The following is a 24,902-nucleotide window of genomic DNA, read 5'->3' as shown; positions in this document are numbered from 1 at the left end:
CGACACCGGCGCGCGAGCACGCAACGGTGCGCCGTGTTAGCGCGCGGCAGCCGTGGCCGCCGTGCCGCGGCTGGGGGTGCCGAGTGCGCGCAAGGTTTCTTTCACCGTCGCTACACGCACGGCCAGATCCGGGCTGCGCGTTTCAATGCGCAGCTTGTCCTGGCCCGCGAGCTTGATGTGTTTGTGTTTCTGCACCATCTCGATGATCCGCATCGCGTCGATGGGCGGATTGGGGATGAACTGCAAGCCGATCACCGTTTCGCCTGCATCGATCTTCGAAATGCCCAAGGGTTTCGCCGCCAACCGCAGGCGATGCGTCTCGACAAGCGCATGCGCTTGCGGCGGCAACTTGCCGAAGCGGTCGATCAACTCTTCCTGAATGCTGTCGATCGAATCGTTGTGTTCGCAATTAGCGAGGCGCTTGTAGAGCGACAGGCGTTCCTGCACGTCGCCGCAATAGTCCGCCGGCAGAATCGCGGGGGCGTGCAGATTGATCTCGGTGGTCGCCGCGAGCGGTGCGGTGAGGTCCGGTTCCTTGCCTTCCTTGAGCGCCTTCACGGCGTCGTTCAGCATATCGGTGTAAAGCTGGAATCCGATCTCCTGAATCTCGCCCGATTGCTTGTCGCCGAGCACTTCACCCGTACCGCGAATTTCGAGGTCGTGCATCGCGAGATAGAAGCCCGAACCGAGTTCCTCCATTTGCTGGATCGCTTCGAGACGGCGCTGCGCCTGCTTGGTCAGTCCTTGCGGGTCATGCACCAGCAGATACGAATACGCCTGATGATGCGAGCGGCCCACGCGGCCACGCAGCTGATGCAATTGCGCGAGGCCGAACTTGTCGGAGCGGTGAATCAGGATCGTGTTGGCGCTCGGCACGTCGATACCGGTTTCGATAATCGTCGTGCACAGCAGAACGTTCGCGCGTTGCGCAACGAAGTCACGCATCACGCGTTCGAGTTCGCGCTCATGCATCTGTCCATGGGCAACGGCGATACGTGCTTCCGGCACGAGCGCTTCAAGCATCTGCCGGCGATTCTCAATCGTTTCGACTTCGTTGTGCAGGAAGTACACCTGGCCGCCACGTTTCAACTCGCGCAACATCGCTTCGCGTATCACGCTGTCTTCTTCGCGGCGCACGAAGGTTTTGATCGCGAGGCGTTTTTGCGGCGCCGTGGCGATCACGGAGAAATCGCGCAAGCCTTCGAGCGCCATGCCAAGCGTACGGGGGATCGGCGTCGCAGTGAGCGTGAGCACGTCGACTTCGGCGCGCAATGCTTTCAACGCCTCTTTCTGACGCACGCCGAAACGGTGCTCCTCGTCGATGATTACGAGCCCCAGCCGCTTGAACTGCACATCCGACGACAGCAGCTTGTGCGTGCCGATCACGATATCGACCGTACCTTCGTTGATCTGCTGGATCGCCGCGTTGACTTCCTTGGTCGACTTGAAGCGCGACAATTCGGCGATCCGCACCGGCCAGTCGGAGAAGCGATCGCTAAAGGTTTGCGTGTGCTGTTCGGCGAGCAGCGTGGTGGGCGAGAGCAGCGCAACCTGCTTGCCGCCCATCACCGCGATGAATGCCGCACGCAACGCCACTTCGGTCTTGCCGAAGCCGACGTCGCCGCACACGAGGCGATCCATCGGTTTGCCGCTCGTCATGTCGCCGATCACGGCAGCAATCGCCGCGGCCTGGTCCGGCGTTTCTTCGAAGCCGAAGCTCTCGGCGAACTTCACATAGTCTCTCGGTTCGAGCGCGAATGCATGGCCTTCGCGCAGGGCGCGCCGGGCGTACAGGTTCAGCAACTCGGCCGCGGTGTCGCGGATCTGCTGCGCGGCTCTGCGCTTGGCCTTTTCCCACTGGCCCGAGCCGAGCGAATGCAAGGGCGCGCTTTCCGGATCCGCACCGCTGTAACGCGAGATCACGTGCAATTGCGCGACCGGCACGTAGAGCTTGCTGTCGCCCGCGTATTCGAGGTGCAGGAACTCAGTTTCGCCTTCGCCGAGATCCATCGTGACGAGGCCCATATAGCGGCCGATGCCGTGCTGCGAATGCACGACCGGATCGCCGAGCTTCAGCTCGGACAGATCCCGCACCATCGAATCGACGTTGCTCGCCTGCTCCTGGCGCCGCCGCCCCGTGCGACGCGCGAGCGGGCCGTAAAGTTCGGTCTCGGTGATGATCGCGATGCCGTCGACAGGCACCGCAAAGCCGTTCGCCAAAGGCGCGACGCCTAGCGAAAAACGTTCGTCGCTCGTGAGCCAGTCCTGGAAGCTGTCGCTCGAGACAGGCCGGAGGTGATTGTCGGCCAGCAGTTGCAACAGCGTTTCACGACGGCCTGCCGATTCTGTCGCGAACAGCACGCGGTTCGGCGTGGTCTCGAGATAGGTACGCAAGGCCGAGACCGGATCTTCCGCGTGACGGTCGATCGCCAGATCCGGCAGCGGGGTCGACCAGCCGCCGCCCGCGTTGGCGGGCAAGGCGAGCCGCGCGAACGGCTTGGCGAACGCAAAGAAATCCTCGTCCGAGAGGAACAGACGCTGCGGCTCCAGAATCGGCCGGTCGCGATCGTGCGAGAGGAAGTTGTAGCGCTGTTTGGTGTCGTTGGTGAAGCGCCGGATCGCTGCGTCCAGATCGCCGACGAACGCCAGTTGCGCACCTTCGGGCAGGTAGTGGAACAGCGTCGCCGTTTCTTCGAAGAAGAGCGGCAAATAATATTCGATGCCCGCCGACGGCACGCCGTTGCCGATGTCCTTGTAAATCGACGCACGGCTCGGATCGCCCTCGAAGGTCTCGCGCCAGCGGCTGCGGAAAGCCGTGCGCGCCGCTTCGTCGAAGGGGAATTCGCGGCCGGGCAACAGACGCACGTCCTTTACCGGATAGAGGCTGCGCTGGGTGTCCGGGTCGAATGCACGGATCGAGTCGACCTGGTCGTCGAACAGGTCGATCCGGTACGGCAGGGGCGAGCCCATCGGGTAGAGGTCGAGCAGCGAGCCGCGCACGCAGTATTCGCCCGGACGCACCACCTGGCTCACGTGCTCGTAGCCGGCGAGCGTCAACTGCGCTTTGAGCTTGGCCTCGTCGAGGCGTTCGCCTTGTGAGAAGGAGAACGTGTAGCCCGCCATGAATGAGGCGGGCGGCATCCGGTACAACGCGGTGGTGGCCGGTACCAGCAGGATGTCGCAGCGGCCTTCGCCCAGATCGTGCAGCGTGGCGAGGCGCTCGGAGACCAGATCCTGGTGGGGCGAAAAGGTATCGTAAGGCAGCGTTTCCCAGTCGGGCAGCAAACGCACGCGTGCCTCGGGCGCGAAAAAGCTGATTTCCTGCGCCAGCCGCTGCGCGTCGACGGCGCTTTCGCAGACGACCGCCAGCAGCGGCACCTTCTCGCGGTAGGCGAGATGGTAGCGGGCGATCAGCAGCGCGTCGGACGAGCCGTGCGTGCCGTCGAAGGCGAAACGCTGGCCGGCCTTGACGAGCGCGACGGGCGGGGAGTACTGCGATGATGCGGCGATGTCTGGCATAGAAGAGAAAAAGCGGCCTCGGGCTCACACGTGATCGGCAAGTTTACGCGTGTCGGGGCGTAGATGCGAAGGACCTATTATAAAATCCGTCCTTTACTTTGACCTCGCGGCATCCGCACTCGTGACTTCCCGTCTATTTGCCCTGATTCCGTGCGCTGGCACCGGCAGCCGTTCCGGCGCCGCGATGCCCAAACAATATCGCACTGTAGCCGGTCGCGACATGTTGCATTACTCGCTGGCGGCGTTCGACGCCTGCAGCGAATTCGCGCAAACCCTTGTCGTGATTGCCCCCGACGACCAGCACTTCGACGCGCGCCGCTTCAGCGGCCTGCGTTTCGCCGTGCGCCGCGCCGGTGGGGCGTCGCGCCAGGCGTCGGTGCTGAACGGGCTACACGCGCTGGCCGAGTTCGGCGCGCGCGACGACGACTGGGTGCTGGTGCACGACGCCGCGCGGCCGGGCATCACGCCTGGCTTGATCCGCACGCTGATCGGCGCGCTGAAGGACGACCCGGTGGGCGGCATCATGGCCTTGCCGGTGGCGGATACCTTGAAGCGGATCGACTCGGCCTCGTCGGACGGGCGGATTGCCCGCACCGAGGCGCGCGATGGCCTGTGGCAAGCGCAAACGCCGCAGATGTTCCGCATCGGCATGTTGCGCGAGGCGATTTTGCGAGCGCAGGCGGACGGCCACGATTTGACCGACGAAGCGAGCGCGATCGAGTGGCTGGGGCACGCGCCCCGCCTGGTGCAGGGGAGTTTGCGTAACTTCAAGGTCACTTATCCGGAAGACTTCGATCTGGCCGAGGCGATTTTGTGCCGGCCTGCGGCTTCCTGAATGGATAAATCAGATTTTAATCAATGGGCTTGAGGACTTGACGCATATGGATTTCAGAATTGGGCAGGGTTATGACGTGCATGCGCTGGTGCCGGGACGTCCGTTGATTATCGGCGGCGTGACGATTCCTTATGAGCGCGGGCTGCTCGGGCATTCGGATGCGGACGTGCTGTTGCATGCGATTACCGATGCTATTTTCGGCGCTGCCGCGATGGGTGATATTGGGCGGCATTTCTCCGATACGGATGCGAAGTTCGCCGGCGCGGATAGCCGGGTTTTATTGCGCGAGTGTTTTGCTCGCGTTAAAGCTGCCGGGTTTTCCATTGCCAATGTGGATAGCAGCGTGGTGGCTCAGGCGCCCAAGCTGGCGCCGCATATCGAAGGGATGCGGGCTAATATCGCTGCGGATCTTGATCTGCCGGTCGAGCGGGTTAATGTTAAGGCCAAGACCAATGAGAAGTTGGGCTACCTCGGGCGAGGCGAGGGCATTGAAGCGCAGGCAGCGGTTTTGTTGATCAAGAATTGATATTGGGTTTTTGTGTTTGCGGTGCATTCACAAAAACCATGAGCGCGCAGCGAAAAAAACTTAATCCCGCTGCGCGCGGAAAACCCCTGTTCACCTTCAGCAGCAATACACGGCTTACAGCGTTGTGCCGCCAATCGGGCGGTTGCACGGGCACTCTTCGTCCGTTTGCAGAGCGTCGAGAATACGCAGCACTTCTGTCGGGTTGCGGCCGACGTTAAGGTTGTTCACCGAAACGTGTTGAATCGTATTGTCCGGATCGACGATGAACGTTGCGCGCAGCGCCACGCCGGCTTCCTGGTCGCGCACACCGAGCTGGTCGATCAACTCGCCCTTCACGTCACCAAACGAATAGTGATTTAGCCTGCTCAGGTCCTTTTGCTCGCGGCGCCAGGCCAGCTTGACGAATTCGTTGTCCACACTGCCGCCGAGCAACACCGCGTCGCGCTCTTCGAAATCCTTGACCAGCTTGTCGAACTCGATGATTTCAGTCGGGCACACGAACGTAAAGTCCTTTGGATAGAAGTAGATGATTTTCCACTTACCCGGAAACGACTGCTCCGTGATCTCTTCGAACGCGGACACACCGTTTTCTTCATGGTTGTTGAAGCCCGGCTTGGCCGCAGTGACGGTGAACGCTTCGACTTTATCGCCAACGGTTTTCATGCAAGAGCTCCTTCGTGAGATGGGAAAGCAGCATGTTTGACGCTATCAGCTCGTCGTAACAGGCACGTTGCATGTTTTCGAGTATGGTCCTATGAAGGTATCCGCTCAATAGTCTTTGGCTAGTGCCTTGGAACGATATGACTGAACGCGGCCGACGTCCGCACGGCCGACGCAACGCGCCGGCCGGTCAAGCGCCTTTTGCCAGCGGAAACTCGATCGTGACCTCGAGGCCCGGACCTGGTGTGCGATTGCGCAGACGCAGCGCGCCGCGATAACGGCCTACCAGCCGCTGCACAATGGCCATGCCGAGGCCCGTGCCGTTCGCTTGGGTGCGCGCGGAATTCACACGATAGAAAGGTCGCGTGACAAGCGCCAATTGGTCTTCAGGAATTCCAGGCCCTTCATCGACCACGGACAATTCGACCCGCGAGTGCGATACCCGTGTTTCCAGAATCACGTGCGGGATGCCGTCGCCGTCGCTCAAACCGTACTTGCGCGCGTTCTCCAGCAGATTGCCGACCACGCGCCGCATGTCGGTCTCATCCGCCTCGATCACCGCCGACGGCGCGAGGCGCGTGATCAGCCGCATGCTGTCCTCGCTTTGCATCCGCGCGGCAAGCTCGCCTGCGATCACCGACAGGTCGACGGGCTCCGGTACCCGTTGCACCGGACGCGCGTAATCGAGGAACCGGCCGATGATCATGTCCATCTGCTCGATGTCGTCGACCATCGCGTCTTTCGTGGCCTGGTCGGACGGGCTCATTTCGGTTTCGAGCCGCAGCCGCGCGAGCGGCGTGCGCAGATCGTGCGAGATACCGGCGAGCATCAGCGCGCGGTCGGCCTCGAGTTGTTCGAGGTCCTGCACCATCTGGTTGAAACTGCGATTGGTCTCGGCGGCCACGCCCATGCCGCGCTCGGGCAAGGGCTCGGGCGACTGGCCTGAGCCGACCTTGCGCGCGGCCATGGCGAGCCGGGCGAACGGACGGTTCACGAGACTGGTGATGAAGGCCGCGCCGAACAGTGAAAGCGCCAGCGCGAACACGCCCCAGCCGGCCCATTGCAGGCCCGTCGCGTTGTCGAGTTGATCGCGGTCGAGCGCCACCCAGTAATCGTCGTCGTCGATCTTGAAGCTGATCCAGACGCCGGGGATGTCGTTGACGCTCTGCGCAATCACCGTGTCGTCGCCGAGGCGGCCGCGAATGTCGTGTTCGATCAGCCGGTTCAGGGATTCGTCGGGCTGGAGCTTGTACTTGTCGGTGGTTTCGCGCGGGTACACGCGCACCCCTTCATTGCTCTCCAGATCCTGCAGCAGAGCGCGCCGCAGGTCAGGATCGGAATAGAGGAGTGCGGTACGCGTGAGCTTGACGATGGCGACCAGTTGCAACGCCACGCGCTGCGCGCGCGGCTCGCGTTCGATCACCCGAAAGCTCTGGAACCACGCGGCGAGACTGACTGCGATCAACAGCGCGATCAACAGAAAGGTCCGCCAGAAAAGGCCGCCGAACGCGAGCGTCAGGAGGCGCCGGTCGATCCGCATGGGCCCTTCTTATCTGGAACTAGCTTGTATGGGACCGGAGTAGTCGCGCTGGCGCGCGAACTCTGGTCGACCGCTTTGCATGGGACCAGAGATAAGGCGCTAAAGCGCCAACTCTGGTCGACACTGGGGTGTGAGAGCAAACTCAGGCTGCACCGTCAGGAATGAACACGTAGCCGAGGCCCCAGACGGTTTGGATGAAACGCGGGCTGCCCGGATCCGGTTCGATCAGCTTGCGCAGACGCGAAATCTGCACGTCGAGACTGCGGTCGAACACTTCGTATTCACGGCCGCGCGCCAGTTCCATCAGCTTTTCACGCGACAGCGGCTGACGCGGATGACGCGCAAATACCTTCAGCACCGAGAACTCGCCGGTGGTGAGCGGTATTTCCTGGCCGGCCTTGGTGAGTGTGCGGGTGGCGAGATTCAGCGCGAACTCGCCGAACTCGAACACCTCGGTGGTTTCGGACGGCGCCCCAGGCAACTCCGACGGCGATTGCCGGCGCAGCACCGCGTGAATCCGTGCGACCAGTTCGCGCGGGTTGAACGGCTTGGGCAGATAGTCGTCGGCGCCCATTTCGAGGCCGACGATACGATCGACGTCTTCACCCTTGGCCGTCAGCATGATGATCGGCGTGCGGTCGTTGCTGCCGCGCAGGCGGCGGCAGATCGACAGGCCGTCTTCGCCTGGCAGCATCAGATCGAGCACCAGCAAGTCGAAGCGCTCACGCACCCAGAGCTTGTTCATGGACGGCGCGTTCTCGGCAACGTAGACATTGAAGCCCTGTTCACCGAGGTAGCGGCGCAGCAGATCGCGCAGGCGCGGATCGTCGTCGACGACGAGGATTTTCGAAGGGTTTTTGGTTTCCATGGTCGGCATCTTAGCGCGATTAGAAAGTAGCGCGCGGTTGCATCATTTATCGGGTTACAGTCAGTTACAAAATTTACCCGCACTGTGGCACGACGTAAAGCACGGGCAGGTAGACTCCTTTACTGAATGCGGCTGTTCGGTGGATACTTCACTCGACTAAAACTCTCGCACCCGGCTCGCTACCGGGGTTTGTATACGCATTTGAGGTAGCCGGTTGCCGCGCCACGAAGGGAACAACATGAAGGGAGGGGTTTGGCCGAATGTGCGCCTGAGCGTAATTGCACTGGCGATTGCCGGTACGCTTGCAGGCACACTAGGACCAACGCTCGCCCACGCCCAGCCTTCGGCGGACAGAGCTGCGAGCGAACGCGCGCCCAAGCCGCCAAATCCCAAAGCGAGTCGCCACAACGCCAACGTCACTAACGACCGCGCTGCGTCAGACGTGATGTTGCGCACTGCAGTTCCCCCCGATCTCGATCAACGCCGTCGTGATGGTCATATGACGCCCGACGAACGGCGTCTGTTACGGCAGCACATCGAAGACGCTGTCCGCGAGCTCTATAAACGGTAGCTATTTTCGTGCCTGCTCCAGGGCACGCTGGTCGCCGATCCCCGGCGCGTGAAAGATTTCGTTGCACTTCCCCCGTCAACTTTCCCGTTCCATCTGCCGTTGAGTTGCCAGAGCACAGCGCGTGCATAGAGCGTTTTTCCATGCGCGAATGCCTTTCCGTGACGCCCCGCAACCGGATGACCGATGATGAAAGTGCTGACAGGCGATAAAGGTGGGCGCTGGCTGACAGTCACAGTCACGGCCTTAGCGGCCGTGACGTGGTGTGCACCGGCGCCAGCCGTGCAGCAGCAGGGCGCCTCTACCTCTCATGCTCCCCACAACAAGCATCGCGCGCCGTCTGCCGCGCCTGCCGTTTCCGCGGCCGACCAGGACATCCTCGACGCCGACGACGCCCGCTTCTTCCTGACGCGCGTCGGCTTTGCGCCCGATAGTGGCGAGGTCGCGCAATACGTCGGCCTCACACGCGAGCAGGCAGTGGACAAGGTGCTCGCGACAGCCCGAACCGAATCCGTCACGCCGCTGCCGGACTGGGTGCTCGAACCCATCCCGACGCGCGACATTCGCAAGACATGGACGGACGATCAACGTCGCGACGAGCAGCGGTTGCGCGGCCAGCGTTACGAACTATTACGCGCATGGTGGGTGCGCGAGATGTTGAGCACGCCGTCGCCGCTGACCGAACGCATGACGCTCTTCTGGCACAACCATTTCACTTCCGGCCAGGACAAGGTGCAGTATCCGCAGCAGATGGCGCAGCAGAACATGCTGTTGCGCCGCGACGCGCTCGGCAACTTCGGCGAACTGTTGCACGACGTCGCGAAAGATCCGGCGATGCTGCAATACCTCGATGGCGCGAGCAATCGTAAGGGCAAGCCCAATGAAAACTTCGCGCGTGAAGTGATGGAGCTGTTCACGCTGGGCGAAGGGCACTACACGCAGCGCGACGTGTCGGAAGCCGCGCGTGCCTACACAGGGTGGAGCCTCGACCCCGACACCCAGGCGTACGTGTGGCGCGCCAACCAGCACGATGATGGCGACAAGACCGTGCTCGGTCAAACCGGTCCGTTCGACGGCGATCAGGTGCTCGATATCCTGCTTGCGCGACCGGAAACCGCGACCTTCGTCACGACCAAGCTGTGGCGCGAGTTTGTCTCCGATACACCGGACCCCGCTCGCATCGCCCCGATCGCCGCCCAATTCCGCGCAAGTCATTACGATATCAAGGTCGCGCTGCGCGGCCTTTTCATGAGCGACGCGCTCTGGGACGACGGCGATCGCGGCGTGCTAGTGAAATCGCCGGTGGAATTCGTGGTCGGGACACTGCGTGCGTTCGACATCGGCTACGACAACACGGCGCCGTTCGCCGCGCAGATCCGCACGCTTGGCGAGAACCTGTTCTACCCGCCCAACGTCAAAGGATGGCCGGGCGGTACGATATGGATCAATAGCTCGACGCTGCTGGCGCGCAAGCAATTCGTCGAGCAACTGTTTCGCGCGACTGAAACTGCCCGTCCGCAGCGGATGAACAATCCGGTGGGCGCAAAGATCGCGGCGAGTGGCGCACCTGGCAATATGCAGGCGAGTCCGCCGATGCAGCGCGCGATGGCGCGCGTCGGCCCGGCCGGCCAGGGTGGCGTACGCTTTGACATCGACACGTGGCTTGCGCATTACAACACCGCGCCGACGGCGAAGCCGGGGCTGTCGGCGGAGCTTCAGTTGCAGCATGCGGTCTTGCCGCTCACACCGGTCGACGCGATAGAAACCGATTCGACCGCCAGCGCTTATCTGGAGGCGTTGCTGATGGACCCGGCGTATCAATTGAAGTGAGGAAGTGAGCAGTGCGGGCAGGCGACGGAATTGCGCCGCTCGACCGTGTAACGCCGATGAGCAGCGCAAATGAACGATCCGTCGACGGCGGCACGACACGCGCCGTGACAATCGAACGAGGTGCAGGATGAAAAGACGCAGCTTTCTCTCGATGGGCGCCGCCGCCGGCGCGACGCTCTGGTTGCCACGCGCGTTCGCTGCGCAGACGGCAGAAGTGGGTGGCTCAACGAATCGAGGCTACGGCAACCTGCTGATCCTCGTCGAACTGAAGGGCGGCAATGACGGTTTGAATACCGTGATTCCGTTTGCCGATCCCACCTACTATCAGCTACGTAAAAACATCGGCATCAAACGCGAGCAGGCGATCCAGCTCGACGAGCGCACCGCGCTGCATCCGTCGTTACAACCGCTGATGCCGCTTTGGCAGAGCCAGCAACTGGCGATCGTGCAGGGCGTTAGCTACGCGCAACCGAACCTGTCGCATTTCCGCTCGATCGAGATCTGGGACACCGCCTCGCGTGCGGATCAATATCTGCGCGAGGGCTGGCTCACACGTGCGTTCGCGCAGGCGCCGGTGCCAGCCGGTTTTGCCGCCGACGGCGTGGTGATCGGCAGCGCCGAAATGGGACCCCTCGCCAACGGCGCACGCGCGATCGCGTTGGTCAATCCGGCGCAGTTCGTCAAGGCTTCCCGCCTCGTCACGCCGGTGTCGCTGCACGAGCGCAATCCGGAATTGGCGCACATTCTCGACGTCGAGAACGACATCGTGAAAGCCGCCGATCGTCTGCGTCCCACACAAGGTCAGGCGCAATTGAAGACGGTGTTTCCCGGCGGCGCATTCGGCGGTTCGATCAAGACGGCGATGCAGGTGCTCGCGGCTGGAAATACGCCGCAAGGTCAGCCGAAGAGCGGGCAGGGTGTCGCGGTGATCCGTTTGACGCTGAACGGTTTCGATACGCACCAGAATCAGCCGGGCCAACAGGCGGCGCTGCTCAAGCAACTGGCCGATGGGTTTGCGTCGATGAAATCGGCGCTGGTGGAACTCGGCCGCTGGAACGAGACGCTGGTGATGACCTATGCCGAGTTCGGCCGGCGCCCGCGTGAGAATCAAAGCAACGGCACCGACCATGGCACCGTGGCGCCGCATTTCGTCATGGGCGGGCGAGTGCGGGGCGGTTTGTACGGCGTGCCGCCGGTGCTCGCGCGGCTCGACGGCAATGGCAACTTGCCGGTCGGCGTCGATTTTCAGCAACTCTACGCGACCGTGCTCGGGCCGTGGTGGGGGCTCGACGCGTCCGCGATCCTGCAGCAGCGGTTCGAGCCGCTGCCCTTACTACGCGTCTGATGTCGGACGGCGTTGCCTCATCAGCATGAGGTGGCGGCCGTTGCGTCGCGCGCTTACTTCGCGCGCCACGCGATCCAGAGTTTGCGGATCGGCGTCAACGCAATGCGCTGATGCAGCACGTGATAGCCGTCACGTTCGATTTCATCCAGCAGCGCCAGGGCGAGCGCTGCCTGCGCCACCAGCGTGCGCTGTGAGCGGCGCTCATTCGCGGGCATGGCGGCGAGCGCTGCTCGCACCGCGTCGCGTGCCCGCTTGGTCTCGAAGCGCATCAGCTCGGTAAACGCATCGGAGTATTTACGATTGATCAGATCCGCAGCGGTGACGTTAAAGCGCTGCATTTCATCGATCGGAATATAGATGCGGCCGTGGCGCGCATCATTGCCGGCTTCGGCGACGAACTGCGCAAGCTGCAGCGCCTCGCCGAGCGACGCGGACCAGTTCGACGCCTGCGCGCTGTCCTTCGCCGAAGCACGCGCGACCAGCGACGCGAAGGTGCCGCCGACGCCCTGCACATAGCGTCGCAGATTCGGGTAGTCGAGATAGCGCGCCTGGTCGAGGTCCATTTCGAAACCGGCGAGCAAAGCCTGCAACGCGGGGTATTCGGCTTCTACGTTCGGCAGATAAGCCGCCAGCGCCTTGGAAACCGGATGTGACGGTGAGCCCGAAGCCAGCGCGGCGAGCTCGTTTTGCCACCACGCGAGTTTGGTGCGGCCGATGGCCGGATCGCTGGTTTCCTTAACGGTTTCCTCGAACTCGCGACGCAGCGCGAACAGCGCGGTCAGGAGCGGTTGGCTTGCCGCGGGCGCCTGCCGAAGCGCATAGTAAGTGCCCGATCCGGGCGGCGCCGCTTTCTGCTGGCAGTATTCGTCGAAATTCACGGGATAGGAATGTGGGAAGGGCAGGCAAACAGGGGCACGTCGTGCGTGCGGTTAGCCAAAAATTGTAGCATCGACGCCCCGTGAGCCGATGCACGAGCAAATGCAGACAAGTGCGAATCAATCGGTTAGAATCTCGCGCTTACGCTTTCGGGCGCGGGTTTTAACGCGGCCGTAGGCATGCAGGACATCGGGCAGAACGCACAGCGCTTTGCCCGGCTGCGAGGGTGGCGAAATTGGTAGACGCACCAGGTTTAGGTCCTGACGCCCGCAAGGGTGTAGGGGTTCGAGTCCCCTCCCTCGCACCAACAAATTTGTAGCAGAGAACCCCGTTAAGTCTTTGGACTAACGGGGTTTTTTGTTTTTCGTGTGACCTGGCGGGCAGCGCCTTGCGTGCCCGGCAACACTCAGGCATCCGGTGCCGGCGGTTGCGGTTCGGTTTGTGTGCCCGGCAACTCGGCTTGCACGGCGCCTTCGAGAAAGCGGCGGGTCGATTCGAACGCCTGCAGCATCGGATCGGGCCACGGCGTTTGCAACATGACTGCCTGGTGGTTTTCGAACGCCGACGACAACAGTTTTGCCAGCTCAGGCGAGCGCAGATGACGCAGCACCACGCTGACGGCGATCGCCGTCGCCTGGCTCGCGCCGGCGGTTTGAAGTTCCGAGGCGGTGAGGGCCGCCACCTGTTTGTTGATGTCCACTGAAGCTTCCCTGGATGAAATGGGGGTGACTGAAGGCCTGTTGGCCGATCCCGAATTTTGACATGGTTGGCGGGTTGTCGCGAACGCGGCTGCCTCGCTGGGTCTGCTGTGTTCGAAGCGGGACGATGGTTTTCAGCGCACTCAGGCTATTAAGCAATATCGAGTTGGATACCGCTGCTGGATTTGTTCTGGACGGTCTGCGCATTGGCTATGATGATCTGGGCAACGCGCCAGGCGAGCCGGATATTCTGGTTCATCGGCGGCGGCCTGCTGGCGGCAACCGTCGTCAAGCTGTTCCTGTTCGATTTGTCGCACGTGACGGGTATCGAACGGATTGTGTCGTTCATCGGTATCGGTCTGATGCTCCTGCTGATAGGTTACTTTTCGCCGTTGCCGCCCAAAGCGGCCGTTCTGGAAACTGAGCAATGAAGCGTGTCCTGATAGCGACGGGGTGGTGTCTTGCGATCTCGTCTGTGTGGGTATCGACGGCGGCCGTTGCGGCCGATCGTTTTGCCCAGCGTTTTGCGCTCGAACTCGAAAGCGGCGCCGCCTATTACAGCGTGCCGCTGCCGGCTGCCGTCTATGCTGCCAGCCAGCGCAACGATCTCGGCGATGTGCGCGTATTCAATGGCGCCGGCGAACCCGTGCCTTATTCGCTCGACGCGCCACGTGAGTCGGTCCGCGCGCCGGCCACATTGCGGCCGGTGCGCTGGTTTCCCTTGCCGCCCGCCGCTGCCGGCGGAACTGGTGCACCACTCGGCGTGACGATTGCCGCTGACGGATCGCTGCGGGCAACCTCGGCGCCGCCCGACCGTTCACAACATGACACCGACCTGATCGACGTCACGCGCGAGGCGCGGGGCGAAGCTCGGGTCGATGCGTTGGTCGTGCATGTGCGTGACGACAATTACCAGGGGCGCGTCAGCGTCGAGTCGAGTGACGATCTGCGCAACTGGCAACCCGCAGGCGAGGCGCAACTGCTCAAGGTCAGCTACAACGGCAGCACGCTGAGCCAGGATCGCATCGAGCTCAACGGGATGCGCGCGCGTTATCTGCGTTTGCACTGGCTCGACGGTGCTCCGTATGTCGAATCGATCGACGCTCAGGTGCAGGTGGCCAGCGTCGGCGCGGCGCAGCGCGCGGATATGCAACGGCAATGGCGCGAAGGGATCGTCGCCCATCCGGGGCCGAAAGCCGGCGAGTATTTCTTCGAAACCGGTGGACCTTATCCGATCGATCGTTTACGCCTGAATCTCCCGCAGCCGAATACGGTGGCGCCGGCCGTCGTCTATTCGCGCTCGGGTCTGGAGGCGGCGTGGCGGGAGGTCTCGAGCGCGACATTGTTCCGCTTGCATAACGGCACGGTGGAGCAGAGCAATCCATCGCTTGAAATGGCGCCCGACACGGACCGCCACTGGCGTGTGGTAGTCGACACGCGCAATGGCGGTTTGGGAAGCGGTGCGTTGATTGTCGCCGCGGGCTGGCGTCCGGCGACGCTCACTTTCGTCGCGCGCGGCGCTGCGCCGTTCACGTTGGCGGTGGGGAGTGCGGCTGCGGTGTCGTCGGCGCTGAGCCGGGCGGATCTGCTGATGGGCGCTTCGTCGGTTGCCGTGGCGGCGCGGGTGGGTGAGGAATTGCCCGTTGGGCAGGAGGCTGATGCGCAGTCATCGGGCAAAGACCCCGATGCGATGCGGCGCTATATGTTGTGGGCCGCTTTGTTGCTGGCCGTCGGCTCGCTCGGTGCGATCGCCTGGCGGCTTGTGCGTGGCGCTCAGAGCCAGGCTCAGGCTGGGGGAGTGGCCGACGGTGGCGGTGGAGCGGCCGGCGCTGGTGGATTGGCGGGCGATGCGCTCGGCGGGTCAGGCGCGGCGAGCGCTACAACTAAGGACGCAGGCACCGCCAGCGCTGACGGTCAAAGCACCGAAAAGAAGTAACTTCAACGCGGGCGTATTTCGGCGTAGAGGTTTGCAGGAATCCGTGGAGTTGGAACGTGCCGAAGGTACGCACTGCAACCGCGCGATCGCTCCGCACAGAGTGATCGCGCGACGCCAGGGGATTGCACGACGCGCGTACCTCGCGGCAGCACGCCGTTACTTACTCCTCCCGCTCCGACATCGTATTGATGATCTTGTCCAGCGCTTCGCCGAACGCGAGTTTTTCCTGTTCGTCGAGGCAGTCGAACATATCCCCGTTCCACTTGCGCGCAATCGGCATCACCTTGCGATAAAGCGCGCGGCCTTCAGGGGTCAGTGACACCAGCACGACGCGGCCGTCTTCGGCGCTCGGCTCGCGCTTCACAAGTCCTTGCTTGATCAACGCCTCAGCCGCGCGGCTCGCCTGACTCTTGTCGAGGTTGGCGTGCCGCGCCAGTTCCATGATCGAAAACGGTCCGAACGAGCCCACCGACGCCACCACCCTTGCTTCAGGCAAGGTCACGCCCAGTTTGTCCTGATAACGCTCGCTGATGCCACGCTCGGCGAGTTTGTTCAGGACGTGCAGACGGTAAGTGAGGAACTGTTCGAGTCCGGTTCTGGCGGATGCCTTCATTGTCTTCCCGTGGTGAGTGGGTGCGGTCGTGGCGCTGTGATTGTTGCCGCAACCGTTCCGCCGGTCAACGCGCGCCGTATTTCAGGCGCGTCAACTGTTCGGCCGCGTCCGCCAGCAAACGCGCCGCGTCGCGAATCGCAACCTCGAGCGTGATCGGCCCTGGAGCCGGAGAGAAGCAGCCACTGAAGTATTCGGCGAGACGCGGTAGCGCGGCGGAGTCGACCGCGCCGGAAAGCAGCGTGGCCGGTACGCCCGCCGCTTGCGCATGACGGCAGGCAATGAACGGCGCCTTGCCGTGCAGCGTTTGTACGTCCGAGCGGCCTTCGCCGGTGATCAGCCAGTTCGCGCCCTCGAGCGCAGCGTCCAGACCGATCTGGCGCGCGACGGTTTCCGCGCCCGGCTCGAACTGCGCGCCGAGCATGTGCAGCGCAAAGCCGAGGCCGCCGGCCGCACCCGCGCCGGGTTGGTCGCGTGCCGTGCGCCCGAGCGCTGCCTCGAGCAGATCGGCGAAGCGGGCGAGGGCGGCGTCGATCGCAGCAACCTGTTCCGGCTTCACACCCTTTTGCGGACCGAACACCGCGGTTGCACCGTGATCGCCGGTCAGGGGGTTATCCACGTCCGACATGCCGACGAATTGTGTGTCCGCGAGGCGCGCATCAAGTTGCGACACGTCGAGGCGCGCCACGCGCGCGAGTTGTTCGGGTGTGGCGTCGAGTTCTTTGTCTTGTGCGTCGAAAAGTTTCAGCCCGAGGCCGGCCAGCAGGCCGGCGCCGCCGTCGTTCGTGCTGCTGCCGCCGAGCGCGACGAAAAAGCGCCGCACGCCGGCATCGAGCAGCGCGCGAATCGCTTCGCCCATGCCGCGCGTGCTGCGCGCCTCGACCGGTACACCCATCCCGACCGGATCGGTAATGCCGACGATTTCCGCAGTTTCGATGATCGCACTGCCGTCTGCCAGCAGGCCCGTGAGTGCCTCGCGCATCGGACCGGCCGCGCCGCGCACGCTCAGCTTGCGGCGTTCGCCGCCGCTCGTGAGCATGGCGTCGAGCGTGCCTTCCCCGCCGTCGGCCATCGGACAGATACGCACGCTGGCGTCCGGCCGGGCGCGCTGGATGCCGGACGCAATCGCCTGCGCGACCTGTTCCGCGCTGAGCGAACCTTTGAAGGAATCGGGAGCAATGACGACGACAGGCGAGGACGGCAAATTCGGCATGGTGTCTCTGAATGGTTGGAGTCGTTGCGAGGGCGGGTGAATTGACCAGATGCGTGCGCAGCCCCGAGCGCGTCCGTAAGCTTATCAGCATGGGCGCGCCGACTGAATATGTCGAACGGCATAGCCGGGATTGTCCGTGGAGGGGCGTGCGGAATCCATCCGTGTGAACGCGGGCGGCGGGCTCGCCGCATATCGGTTATGCGGGCGCTTCCGACGCAAGCGTGGCAGGGAAATGGGTCGTTAAAATGCCGTAAGTGGGCTGAAAACTGGCAGGGGATGGGCCTGAAGCGGCCAACGAACAGCCGCCAGGCAACCTGCAAACAAGCGAAAAACAGCGCGGAAAACGGCTCGAACGCCGATAAAAGCGCGCGCAATCATCGAATCCCGGCTAAGCGCTCAAATAGTTTGCTAAAATATTCGGCTCTTTGGACCCAACCGTGCTGCCGGTGGCCTGCAAGCCCGCGGCGCAGGCGCGCAATCGATGCCAGACGACGCAAATGCGACATCGGCGACATCGAAAAGCGGCACGGAGAAGATAACTGATTCGCTCGAATAATTTTAGGACGATTGAAGCCATGGCTAACGTTGTTGAAAACCTCGGCAAGCTCGAACGCCGCGTAACGATTTCCCTGCCGAAGGACGCCGTGCAGAAGGAAGTGGACTCGCGTATCCGCCAACTGGCAAAGAACGTGCGCATGCCGGGTTTCCGCCCGGGCAAGGTGCCGCTCAAGATGGTGACGCAACAGTATTCGGGCCAGGTTGAAGCTGAAGTGCTGAGCGACAAGGTCGGCAAGGAATTTTTCGACATCAGCCGCGCCGAGAACCTGCGCGTTGCCGGTCAGCCGAGCTTCGCGCCGAAGGCCGACGCTGCTGAAGGCGATTACGCGTTCGACGCGACGTTCGAGGTGTATCCGGAAGTGAAGCTGGGCGACGTCGCCACGGCTGAAATCGAACGCACCACGACCACCATCAGCGAAGCGGAAATCGACCGCACGCTGGACATCCTGCGCAAGCAGCGCGTGCACTTCCACGCTCGCGGCGAAGCCGGCGAGCACGGCGACGGCGGCGCGGACACGGCGGCTAAAGACGGCGATCGCGTGACGGTCGACTTCGTCGGCAAGATCGACGGTGAAGTGTTCCAGGGCGGCAGCGCTGAAGATTTCGCTTTCGTGCTGGGCGAAGGCCGCATGCTGCCGGAATTCGAAAAAGCAGCGCTGGGCCTCGCGGTCGGCGCATCGAAGGAATTCGACCTGGCTTTCCCGGCTGACTATCACGGCAAGGATGTCGCTGGTAAGACTGCGCAATTCACGATCACGATGAAGAAGATCGAGTGGCCGCATCTGCCGGAAATCGACGCCGAATTCGCCAAGTCGCTCGGTATCGAAGACGGCGATCTGGTCAAGATGCGCGCTGAGATCAAAGACAATCTCGAACGCGAAGCGAAGCGCCGCACGCAAGCCATCGTCAAGAATCAGGTGATGGACGCGCTCTTGAAGATTTCGGAACTCGACGTGCCGAGCGCCTTGATCGCACAAGATCAGGAACGCCTCGTCGGCATGGCGCGTCAGGACCTCGAGCAACGTGGCGTGCCGAACGCCGCCGACGCACCGATCCCGGCTGAAATGTTCAAGGAGCAGGCTGAGCGTCGCGTCAAGCTGGGCCTCGTGCTGGCCGAGCTGGTTAAGGCCAACGAACTGCAAGCCAAGCCGGAGCAGATTCGTGCCGAAGTTGACGAATTCGCGAAAAGCTACGAAGACCCGAAGGAAGTCGTCCGCTGGTATTATTCCAATCAGCAACGTCTTGCAGAAATGGAAGCGTACGTCGTTGAAGCCAACGTCGTCGATTTCGTCCTCAGCAAGGCCAAGGTGACGGACAAGGAAGTAAGCTTCGAAGAACTGGCAAGCGCAACGGCGCAAGCGTAAGCGTCGCTGCAACGGCGTGCCGGCTGTCGGAGCGACGGCCCGCACGCCGTTTTTTTGTGCTGTGAAAGTGCAGTGCGTTTTGCATGGCGTGTTTCACACTGCGTCGCACGCCGCGCTCGCATTGATCGGGCACTTGAATACGGGCTCGCCGGCCACACCTGTCTAGCATCTAATATTTAGAATATTTCCAGACAAGGATCCATTGCATGACCTTTCGCGCCCAAATGCTGGACACGTTGACCTCCCAGTCGTCCCGGGATCTCGAAGCGCAGGCGCTCGGACTGGTGCCGATCGTCGTGGAAACGAGCGGCCGGGGCGAGCGCTCGTATGACATCTATTCGCGTCTGCTGAAGGAACGAATCGTGTTCCTGGTCGGCGAAGTGAACGACCAAACGGCCAACCTCGTCGTCGCGCAGATGTTGTTCCTGGAAAGTGAAAACCCGGACAAGGACATCAGTTTCTACATCAACAGCCCGGGCGGTTCGGTTTCGGCCGGGATGGCGATCTACGACACGATGCAGTTCATCAAGCCGGACGTGTCGACGCTGTGCATGGGTCTCGCGGCCAGTATGGGCGCGTTCCTGCTGGCGGCGGGCGCGAAGGGCAAGCGCTTTGCGCTGCCGAATTCACGTGTGATGATTCACCAGCCGCTGGGCGGGGCGCGCGGCCAGGCGTCGGACATCGAAATTCAGGCGCGTGAAATTCTGTACCTGAAGGAACGTCTGAATCACCTGCTCGCGCACCACACCGGCCAGCCGGTCGAGCGTATTGCACGCGACACCGACCGCGACAATTTCATGTCCGGCGATGACGCGCAAGCTTACGGTCTGGTTGATCAGGTGGCGCACAAGCGTCCTTGAAGTGTCCTTGAAACGCCGGTGCGGTCTTGCCCCAAAATGGGGCGAGACTGTCGTCGGATCGGTTGTGAAATAATCAAGACTCGTCCGAGTGCCTGCGGCAAACGCCGTCACCTTGGCTCAAGCCCTGCCGCGCCCAAACTGCGAGGCCGGGGCAAACGGCGTATCATGTAATCGAGTGTCCGGAGGCTCACACATCTATGGCGGACAAGAAAGGTTCTAACAGCGAAAAGCTGTTGTATTGCTCGTTCTGCGGCAAGAGCCAGCATGAAGTCAAAAAACTGATTGCCGGCCCGTCGGTGTTCATCTGTGATGAATGTATCGACCTGTGCAACGAAATCATCCGCGATGAGGCTGCAGGTGCGGGCATCGAGGCGGGCTTGTCCAAGTCCGATCTGCCGAGTCCGCAGGAAATCCGTGAAATCCTCGACCAGTACGTGATCGGTCAGGAACGCGCGAAGAAGATTCTCGCGGTCGCGGTGTACAACCACTATAAGCGCCTCAAGCACCTCGACAAGAAGGACGAGATCGAGCTGTCCAAGAGCAACATTCTGCTGATCGGCCCGACCGGTTCCGGCAAGACCTTGCTCGCGCAGACGCTCGCGCGCCTTCTGAACGTCCCGTTCGTCATTGCCGATGCAACGACGCTGACGGAAGCCGGCTATGTCGGCGAAGACGTCGAGAACATCATTCAGAAGCTGTTGCAGAATTGCAATTACGAAGTCGACAAGGCTCAGCGCGGCATTGTCTACATCGACGAAATCGACAAGATCAGCCGCAAGTCCGACAACCCGTCGATCACCCGCGACGTATCGGGCGAAGGCGTGCAACAGGCCCTGCTGAAACTGGTTGAAGGCACGATGGCGTCGGTGCCGCCGCAAGGTGGCCGTAAGCATCCGAATCAGGACTTCATCCAGGTCGACACCACCAATATTCTGTTCATTTGCGGTGGCGCATTCGACGGCCTCGAGAAAGTCATCGTCGACCGTACCGAGAAAACCGGTATCGGCTTCGGCGCAAGCGTGAAGAGCAAGCAGGACCGCGACGCCGGCGAAGTGCTGCGCGAAGTGGAGCCGGAAGATCTGATCAAGTTCGGCCTGATTCCTGAACTGATCGGCCGTCTGCCGGTGGTGGCTACGCTCGGCAAGCTCGACGAAGTCGCGTTGATGAAGATCCTCGTCGAACCGAAGAATGCTCTGGTGAAGCAATACCACAAGCTGTTCAATATGGAACGCGTCGAGCTCGAAATTCGCCCGGCTGCGTTGCAGGCTGTTGCACGCAAGGCGATCCGTCGCAAGACGGGCGCTCGCGGTCTGCGCTCCATCCTGGAACAGGCGTTGCTTGATGTCATGTACGATTTGCCGCAGATGAAAGGTGTTAGCAAGGTCATCATCGACGACAACGTGATTGACGGCGACGGGAAACCCCTACTGATCTACGAAGACGCGCCCAAAGTGGCGGGTTCGAACTGATCGGCTTTCGGGTTCTGCAAAAAAAGCCGTTCATGGCAACGTGAACGGCTTTTTTCGTTTATCGTGTGGTCAGGATGGTTGTTTTCACTATGGAGTCACTGAACCTTCGGAGTCACTGAACTTTTCCCACACGCGGAGGCTTGCAATCTTTTCTGCTGGCCTCACCTATCGAACGAACTGATTCCACTCATGGGGAAATGAAATGTCAGGAACCCAACTCCTTCCGCCGGAACGCATTACGCTCCCGCTGCTCCCGCTGCGTGACGTAGTCGTCTTCCCGCACATGGTGATTCCGCTCTTCGTAGGCCGCCCGAAGTCGATCAAGGCTCTCGAAGCAGCGATGGAAGGCGGCAAGCACATCATGCTCGTCGCCCAGAAAACGGCTGCGAAAGATGAGCCGACCGAAAAGGACATGTACGAAGTAGGGTGTATCGCCAACATCCTGCAAATGCTGAAGCTGCCCGATGGCACCGTTAAGGTGCTCGTCGAAGGCTTGCAGCGCGCGAAAACGCTTTCCATCGAAGAACAGGAAACGCAGTTCTCGTGCGAAGTCATGCCGCTCGAACCCGACCACGCCGACAGCGCTGAAACTGAAGCGCTGCGCCGCGCGATCGTGTCGCAGTTCGACCAGTATGTGAAGCTGAACAAGAAGATCCCGCCGGAGATCCTGACATCGCTGTCGGGCATCGACGAGGCTGGCCGCCTGGCTGACACGATCGCGGCGCATCTGCCGCTCAAGCTCGACCAGAAGCAGCACATCCTCGAAATGTTCCCGGTCATCGAGCGCCTCGAGCATCTGCTCGCGCAACTCGAAGCCGAGATCGACATCCTGCAGGTCGAAAAGCGCATCCGTGGGCGTGTGAAGCGCCAGATGGAGAAGAGCCAGCGCGAGTACTACCTGAACGAACAGGTCAAGGCGATCCAGAAGGAACTGGGCGAAGGCGAAGAAGGTGCGGATCTCGAAGAACTCGAGAAGCGCATCACGGCTGCCCGCATGCCGAAGGAAGCCAAGAAGAAGGCCGACGCCGAGCTGAAGAAGCTCAAGCTGATGTCGCCGATGTCGGCTGAAGCGACCGTCGTGCGCAACTATATCGATACGCTGATCGGCTTGCCGTGGCGCAAGAAGAGCAAGGTCAACAACGACCTCTCGAATGCGGAACGCGTGCTCGACGAAGACCACTTCGGTCTCGAGAAAGTGAAGGAACGCATTCTCGAGTATCTCGCGGTCCAGCAACGTGTCGACAAGGTGAAAGCGCCGATCCTGTGCCTCGTTGGGCCTCCGGGTGTTGGTAAGACGTCGCTGGGTCAGTCGATCGCTCGCGCTACGAACCGCAAGTTCGTGCGTATGGCGCTCGGCGGCGTGCGCGATGAAGCCGAGATTCGCGGTCACCGTCGTACGTACATCGGTTCGATGCCCGGCAAGATTCTGCAAAGCCTGACCAAGGTCGGCGTGCGCAATCCGCTCTTCCTGCTCGACGAAGTCGACAAGATGGGCCAGGATTTCCGCGGCGATCCGTCCTCGGCTCTGCTGGAAGTGCTCGATCCGGAACAGAACCATACGTTCGCCGATCACTACGTCGAAGTCGACTTCGATCTGTCGGACGTGATGTTCGTGGCAACGTCGAACTCGCTGAACATTCCGCCGCCGCTGCTCGACCGGATGGAAGTGATCCGTCTGTCGGGTTACACGGAAGACGAGAAGGTCAGCATCGCGCAACGTTATCTTTTGCCCAAGCAGAAGAAGAACAACGGCCTCAAGGATGGCGAGGTCGATGTGACGGAAACCGCGATCCGCGACATCATTCGTTACTACACGCGTGAAGCGGGCGTCCGTTCGCTCGAGCGTGAAATTTCGAAGATCTGCCGCAAGGTCGTGAAGATGCTTCTGCTGAAGAAGGCGGAAGGCGCGGTAACGGTCGACGGCAGCAATATCGACACGTTCCTCGGCGTGCGCAAGTACGACTTCGGTCTGGCCGCGAAGGAAAATCAGGTTGGTCAGGTCACGGGTCTTGCGTGGACGGAAGTGGGCGGCGATCTGTTGACCATCGAAGCCGCGGTGATGCCGGGTAAGGGCAATGTGATCCGCACGGGTTCGCTTGGCGACGTGATGAAGGAATCCGTCGAAGCTGCGCGCTCGGTGGTCCGCTCGCGTTCGCGCCGTCTGGGTATCAAGGACGAAGCGTTCGAGAAGCAGGATATTCACATTCACGTGCCGGAAGGCGCGACGCCGAAGGACGGTCCGTCGGCCGGTATCGCGATGACGACCGCGCTGGTGTCGGTGTTGACCGGTATCCCGGTTCGTGCCGATGTCGCGATGACGGGCGAAATCACGTTGCGTGGTGAAGTCCTGCCGATCGGCGGCCTGAAGGAAAAACTGCTGGCGGCGCATCGCGGCGGTATCAAGCTGGTGCTGATTCCGGAAGAAAACGTCAAGGACTTGACGGAGATTCCGGACAACGTGAAGAACGCCATCGAAATCATGCCGGTCCGCTGGATCGACAGGGTGCTCGAACTGGCGCTCGAGCGTGTGCCGCAGGCGTTGCCGGACGAAGAGCCCAAGCCTGCTGCGCCTGTCGCGGCGGCTGAACCGGGCAAAGACGCTGGTGCAACGGAAGTCGTGAAGCACTAAGCTGGTCAGTAGCGAAAGCTGTTTGCTGTATAAAAACCCGCGGCCTAGGTCGCGGGTTTTTTATTGCCTGCGAGATGCATGAAATCACGCCTGGAACGCACTCAATCCCACTTTTTGAGTAAAGGACGTTCTGAGCCGGCGACTGGTTGTGCGCGCATCGATCTGTAGCAAGATTTGGTGACAGAGGGCACTACCCAGAAGTGCTTAAATCAGGCTCAACCCCGCTTGACACAAGGGTTTCGGCCAATTCTAATGAGTCGGCTCGGCGTTACCCGCCGGCCGCGTGATGCCAGGCGCTACAGAGCGCCGTCACGGTTGCCACAAACATTCTCGGGGGTTGGAATGAATAAAACGGAATTGATCGATCACATTGCACAGCAAGCCGATATTTCGAAGGCGGCGGCAGGTCGTGCACTCGACGCGGTGATCGGTGGGGTCAAGGGTACGTTGAAGAAGGGCGGTTCGGTGACGCTGGTGGGTTTCGGTACCTTTGCCGTGGGCAAGCGCACCGCGCGTACGGGGCGCAATCCGCGCACCGGCGCCGCCATCAAGATCAAGGCAGCGAAGGTCCCTAAATTTAGGCCTGGCAAAGCTCTGAAGGATGCGCTAAACTGATGGGCTTGCTGCTTGAGGAATTGCAGATTCGTTAGAAAGAAGTGCAACGAATTCTGCGTGATCTATGTGACTTGACGTCGCACTAGTTGATACGCAAGTTGATCAATCAGGCAGCAAAAGCAGGAGCACGCTGAATCGCGAAACGGGTGCTTAGCTCAGTTGGTAGAGCGGCGCCCTTACAAGGCGTAGGTCGGGAGTTCGAGCCTCTCAGCACCCACCAGTTTCAGATTCGGCATAGTGGTTCTGTTTAGTACAAGTGCAGTATAAGGAGTGGTAGTTCAGTCGGTTAGAATACCGGCCTGTCACGCCGGGGGTCGCGGGTTCGAGTCCCGTCCACTCCGCCAGTATCCACGAAAGGCGAACTCCGGTTCGCCTTTTTTATT

General features: G+C 61.6%; 19 protein-coding genes, 3 tRNA genes and 1 pseudogene. 15 read left to right on the top strand and 8 right to left on the bottom strand.

The features are described from left to right. Positions 1–36: 36 nt before the first annotated feature. The gene (gene mfd, locus KHO33_RS06105; RefSeq protein ID WP_200564528.1) at positions 37–3,519 is read right to left on the bottom strand and encodes a transcription-repair coupling factor; all 3,483 of its coding nucleotides are present in this window, start codon (positions 3,517–3,519) and stop codon (positions 37–39) included. A 121-nt stretch (positions 3,520–3,640) separates the two neighbouring features. Here mfd and ispD point away from each other — a divergent pair, with 121 nt between their 5' ends. Then, the gene (ispD, locus tag KHO33_RS06100; RefSeq protein WP_200564529.1) at positions 3,641–4,354 is read left to right on the top strand and encodes a 2-C-methyl-D-erythritol 4-phosphate cytidylyltransferase; all 714 of its coding nucleotides are present in this window, start codon (positions 3,641–3,643) and stop codon (positions 4,352–4,354) included. Positions 4,355–4,400: 46 nt separating this feature from the next. Further along, positions 4,401–4,880, top strand: a complete 480-nt coding sequence (gene ispF, locus KHO33_RS06095) for a 2-C-methyl-D-erythritol 2,4-cyclodiphosphate synthase (protein ID WP_054039510.1) — start codon at positions 4,401–4,403, stop codon at positions 4,878–4,880. Positions 4,881–4,994: 114 nt separating this feature from the next. On the opposite strand, the gene KHO33_RS06090 is transcribed toward ispF, so the two are convergent. The 3 genes from KHO33_RS06090 to ompR all read right to left on the bottom strand — a co-directional run bounded on the left by KHO33_RS06090 (position 4,995) and on the right by ompR (position 7,957). Further along, a complete protein-coding gene (locus tag KHO33_RS06090; RefSeq protein WP_200564530.1) occupies positions 4,995–5,543 on the bottom strand; it encodes a peroxiredoxin in 549 nt (182 codons plus the stop codon). Positions 5,544–5,730: 187 nt separating this feature from the next. After that, positions 5,731–7,080: an ATP-binding protein gene (locus KHO33_RS06085; RefSeq protein ID WP_054039512.1), complete on the bottom strand. Its 1,350-nt coding sequence runs from the start codon at positions 7,078–7,080 to the stop codon at positions 5,731–5,733. 142 nt (positions 7,081–7,222) lie between these two features. Then, positions 7,223–7,957 carry an osmolarity response regulator transcription factor OmpR gene (ompR, locus tag KHO33_RS06080; protein ID WP_006048917.1) on the bottom strand — a complete coding sequence of 245 codons (735 nt, stop codon included), beginning with the start codon at positions 7,955–7,957 and terminating at the stop codon, positions 7,223–7,225. Between the two features lie 229 nt (positions 7,958–8,186). Here ompR and KHO33_RS06075 point away from each other — a divergent pair, with 229 nt between their 5' ends. The 3 genes from KHO33_RS06075 (at position 8,187) to KHO33_RS06065 (ending at position 11,691) form a co-directional block, all read left to right on the top strand. Then, positions 8,187–8,519 (top strand): hypothetical protein, encoded by a 333-nt coding sequence (locus KHO33_RS06075; protein WP_054039513.1) that lies wholly within the window; start codon positions 8,187–8,189, stop codon positions 8,517–8,519. Positions 8,520–8,702: 183 nt separating this feature from the next. Continuing rightward, positions 8,703–10,346, top strand: a complete 1,644-nt coding sequence (locus KHO33_RS06070; protein ID WP_128576614.1) for a DUF1800 domain-containing protein — start codon at positions 8,703–8,705, stop codon at positions 10,344–10,346. A 127-nt stretch (positions 10,347–10,473) separates the two neighbouring features. Further along, positions 10,474–11,691: a DUF1501 domain-containing protein gene (locus KHO33_RS06065; RefSeq protein ID WP_054039515.1), complete on the top strand. Its 1,218-nt coding sequence runs from the start codon at positions 10,474–10,476 to the stop codon at positions 11,689–11,691. Between the two features lie 53 nt (positions 11,692–11,744). On the opposite strand, the gene KHO33_RS06060 is transcribed toward KHO33_RS06065, so the two are convergent. Beyond that, positions 11,745–12,569 carry a squalene/phytoene synthase family protein gene (locus KHO33_RS06060; RefSeq protein WP_054039517.1) on the bottom strand — a complete coding sequence of 275 codons (825 nt, stop codon included), beginning with the start codon at positions 12,567–12,569 and terminating at the stop codon, positions 11,745–11,747. Between the two features lie 218 nt (positions 12,570–12,787). On the opposite strand from KHO33_RS06060, the gene KHO33_RS06055 reads away from it, so the two are divergent. Beyond that, positions 12,788–12,874 (top strand) — tRNA-Leu (locus tag KHO33_RS06055). Positions 12,875–12,973: 99 nt separating this feature from the next. Here KHO33_RS06055 and KHO33_RS06050 read toward each other — a convergent pair. Continuing rightward, positions 12,974–13,267 carry a hypothetical protein gene (locus tag KHO33_RS06050; protein ID WP_054039519.1) on the bottom strand — a complete coding sequence of 98 codons (294 nt, stop codon included), beginning with the start codon at positions 13,265–13,267 and terminating at the stop codon, positions 12,974–12,976. Positions 13,268–13,444: 177 nt separating this feature from the next. On the opposite strand from KHO33_RS06050, the pseudogene KHO33_RS06045 reads away from it, so the two are divergent. Then, positions 13,445–13,696: pseudogene (locus KHO33_RS06045) on the top strand (DUF2339 domain-containing protein); the annotation flags it as partial. Then, positions 13,693–15,201 carry a DUF3999 domain-containing protein gene (locus KHO33_RS06040; protein ID WP_054039523.1) on the top strand — a complete coding sequence of 503 codons (1,509 nt, stop codon included), beginning with the start codon at positions 13,693–13,695 and terminating at the stop codon, positions 15,199–15,201. The pseudogene KHO33_RS06045 and the gene KHO33_RS06040, both read left to right, overlap by 4 nt. 160 nt (positions 15,202–15,361) lie before the next feature. Here the strand turns inward: KHO33_RS06040 and KHO33_RS06035 are convergent, their stop codons facing one another. Continuing rightward, complete coding sequence (locus tag KHO33_RS06035) at positions 15,362–15,814, bottom strand: MarR family winged helix-turn-helix transcriptional regulator (RefSeq protein ID WP_054039525.1); 453 nt, start codon at positions 15,812–15,814, stop codon at positions 15,362–15,364. Positions 15,815–15,878: 64 nt separating this feature from the next. Further along, on the bottom strand, positions 15,879–17,024 hold the full coding sequence (locus KHO33_RS06030; RefSeq protein WP_093632689.1) for a glycerate kinase: 1,146 nt from the start codon (positions 17,022–17,024) through the stop codon (positions 15,879–15,881). Between the two features lie 575 nt (positions 17,025–17,599). On the opposite strand from KHO33_RS06030, the gene tig reads away from it, so the two are divergent. From tig to KHO33_RS05995, 7 genes are all read left to right on the top strand, one after another. After that, positions 17,600–18,946 (top strand): trigger factor, encoded by a 1,347-nt coding sequence (tig, locus tag KHO33_RS06025; protein WP_054039527.1) that lies wholly within the window; start codon positions 17,600–17,602, stop codon positions 18,944–18,946. Between the two features lie 206 nt (positions 18,947–19,152). After that, positions 19,153–19,806: an ATP-dependent Clp endopeptidase proteolytic subunit ClpP gene (gene clpP / locus KHO33_RS06020; RefSeq protein WP_007182010.1), complete on the top strand. Its 654-nt coding sequence runs from the start codon at positions 19,153–19,155 to the stop codon at positions 19,804–19,806. Positions 19,807–20,003: 197 nt separating this feature from the next. Further along, positions 20,004–21,275 carry an ATP-dependent Clp protease ATP-binding subunit ClpX gene (clpX, locus tag KHO33_RS06015; RefSeq protein WP_007182009.1) on the top strand — a complete coding sequence of 424 codons (1,272 nt, stop codon included), beginning with the start codon at positions 20,004–20,006 and terminating at the stop codon, positions 21,273–21,275. A 202-nt stretch (positions 21,276–21,477) separates the two neighbouring features. Further along, complete coding sequence (gene lon, locus KHO33_RS06010) at positions 21,478–23,904, top strand: endopeptidase La (RefSeq protein ID WP_054039529.1); 2,427 nt, start codon at positions 21,478–21,480, stop codon at positions 23,902–23,904. A gap of 252 nt (positions 23,905–24,156) precedes the next feature. Further along, entirely contained in the window at positions 24,157–24,519 is a 363-nt protein-coding gene (locus KHO33_RS06005; RefSeq protein WP_266210673.1) for an HU family DNA-binding protein, read from the top strand. Positions 24,520–24,663: 144 nt separating this feature from the next. Further along, positions 24,664–24,739: transfer RNA gene (locus KHO33_RS06000), tRNA-Val, on the top strand. Between the two features lie 47 nt (positions 24,740–24,786). Continuing rightward, a tRNA-Asp gene (locus KHO33_RS05995) sits at positions 24,787–24,863 on the top strand. Positions 24,864–24,902 lie beyond the last annotated feature (39 nt).

Source organism: Paraburkholderia nemoris (assembly GCF_905221015.1).
In the GTDB taxonomy this organism is placed as follows: domain Bacteria; phylum Pseudomonadota; class Gammaproteobacteria; order Burkholderiales; family Burkholderiaceae; genus Paraburkholderia; species Paraburkholderia nemoris.
Note: the sequence above shows the minus strand (reverse complement) of the source record. Positions and strands in the feature narration are given on the sequence as shown.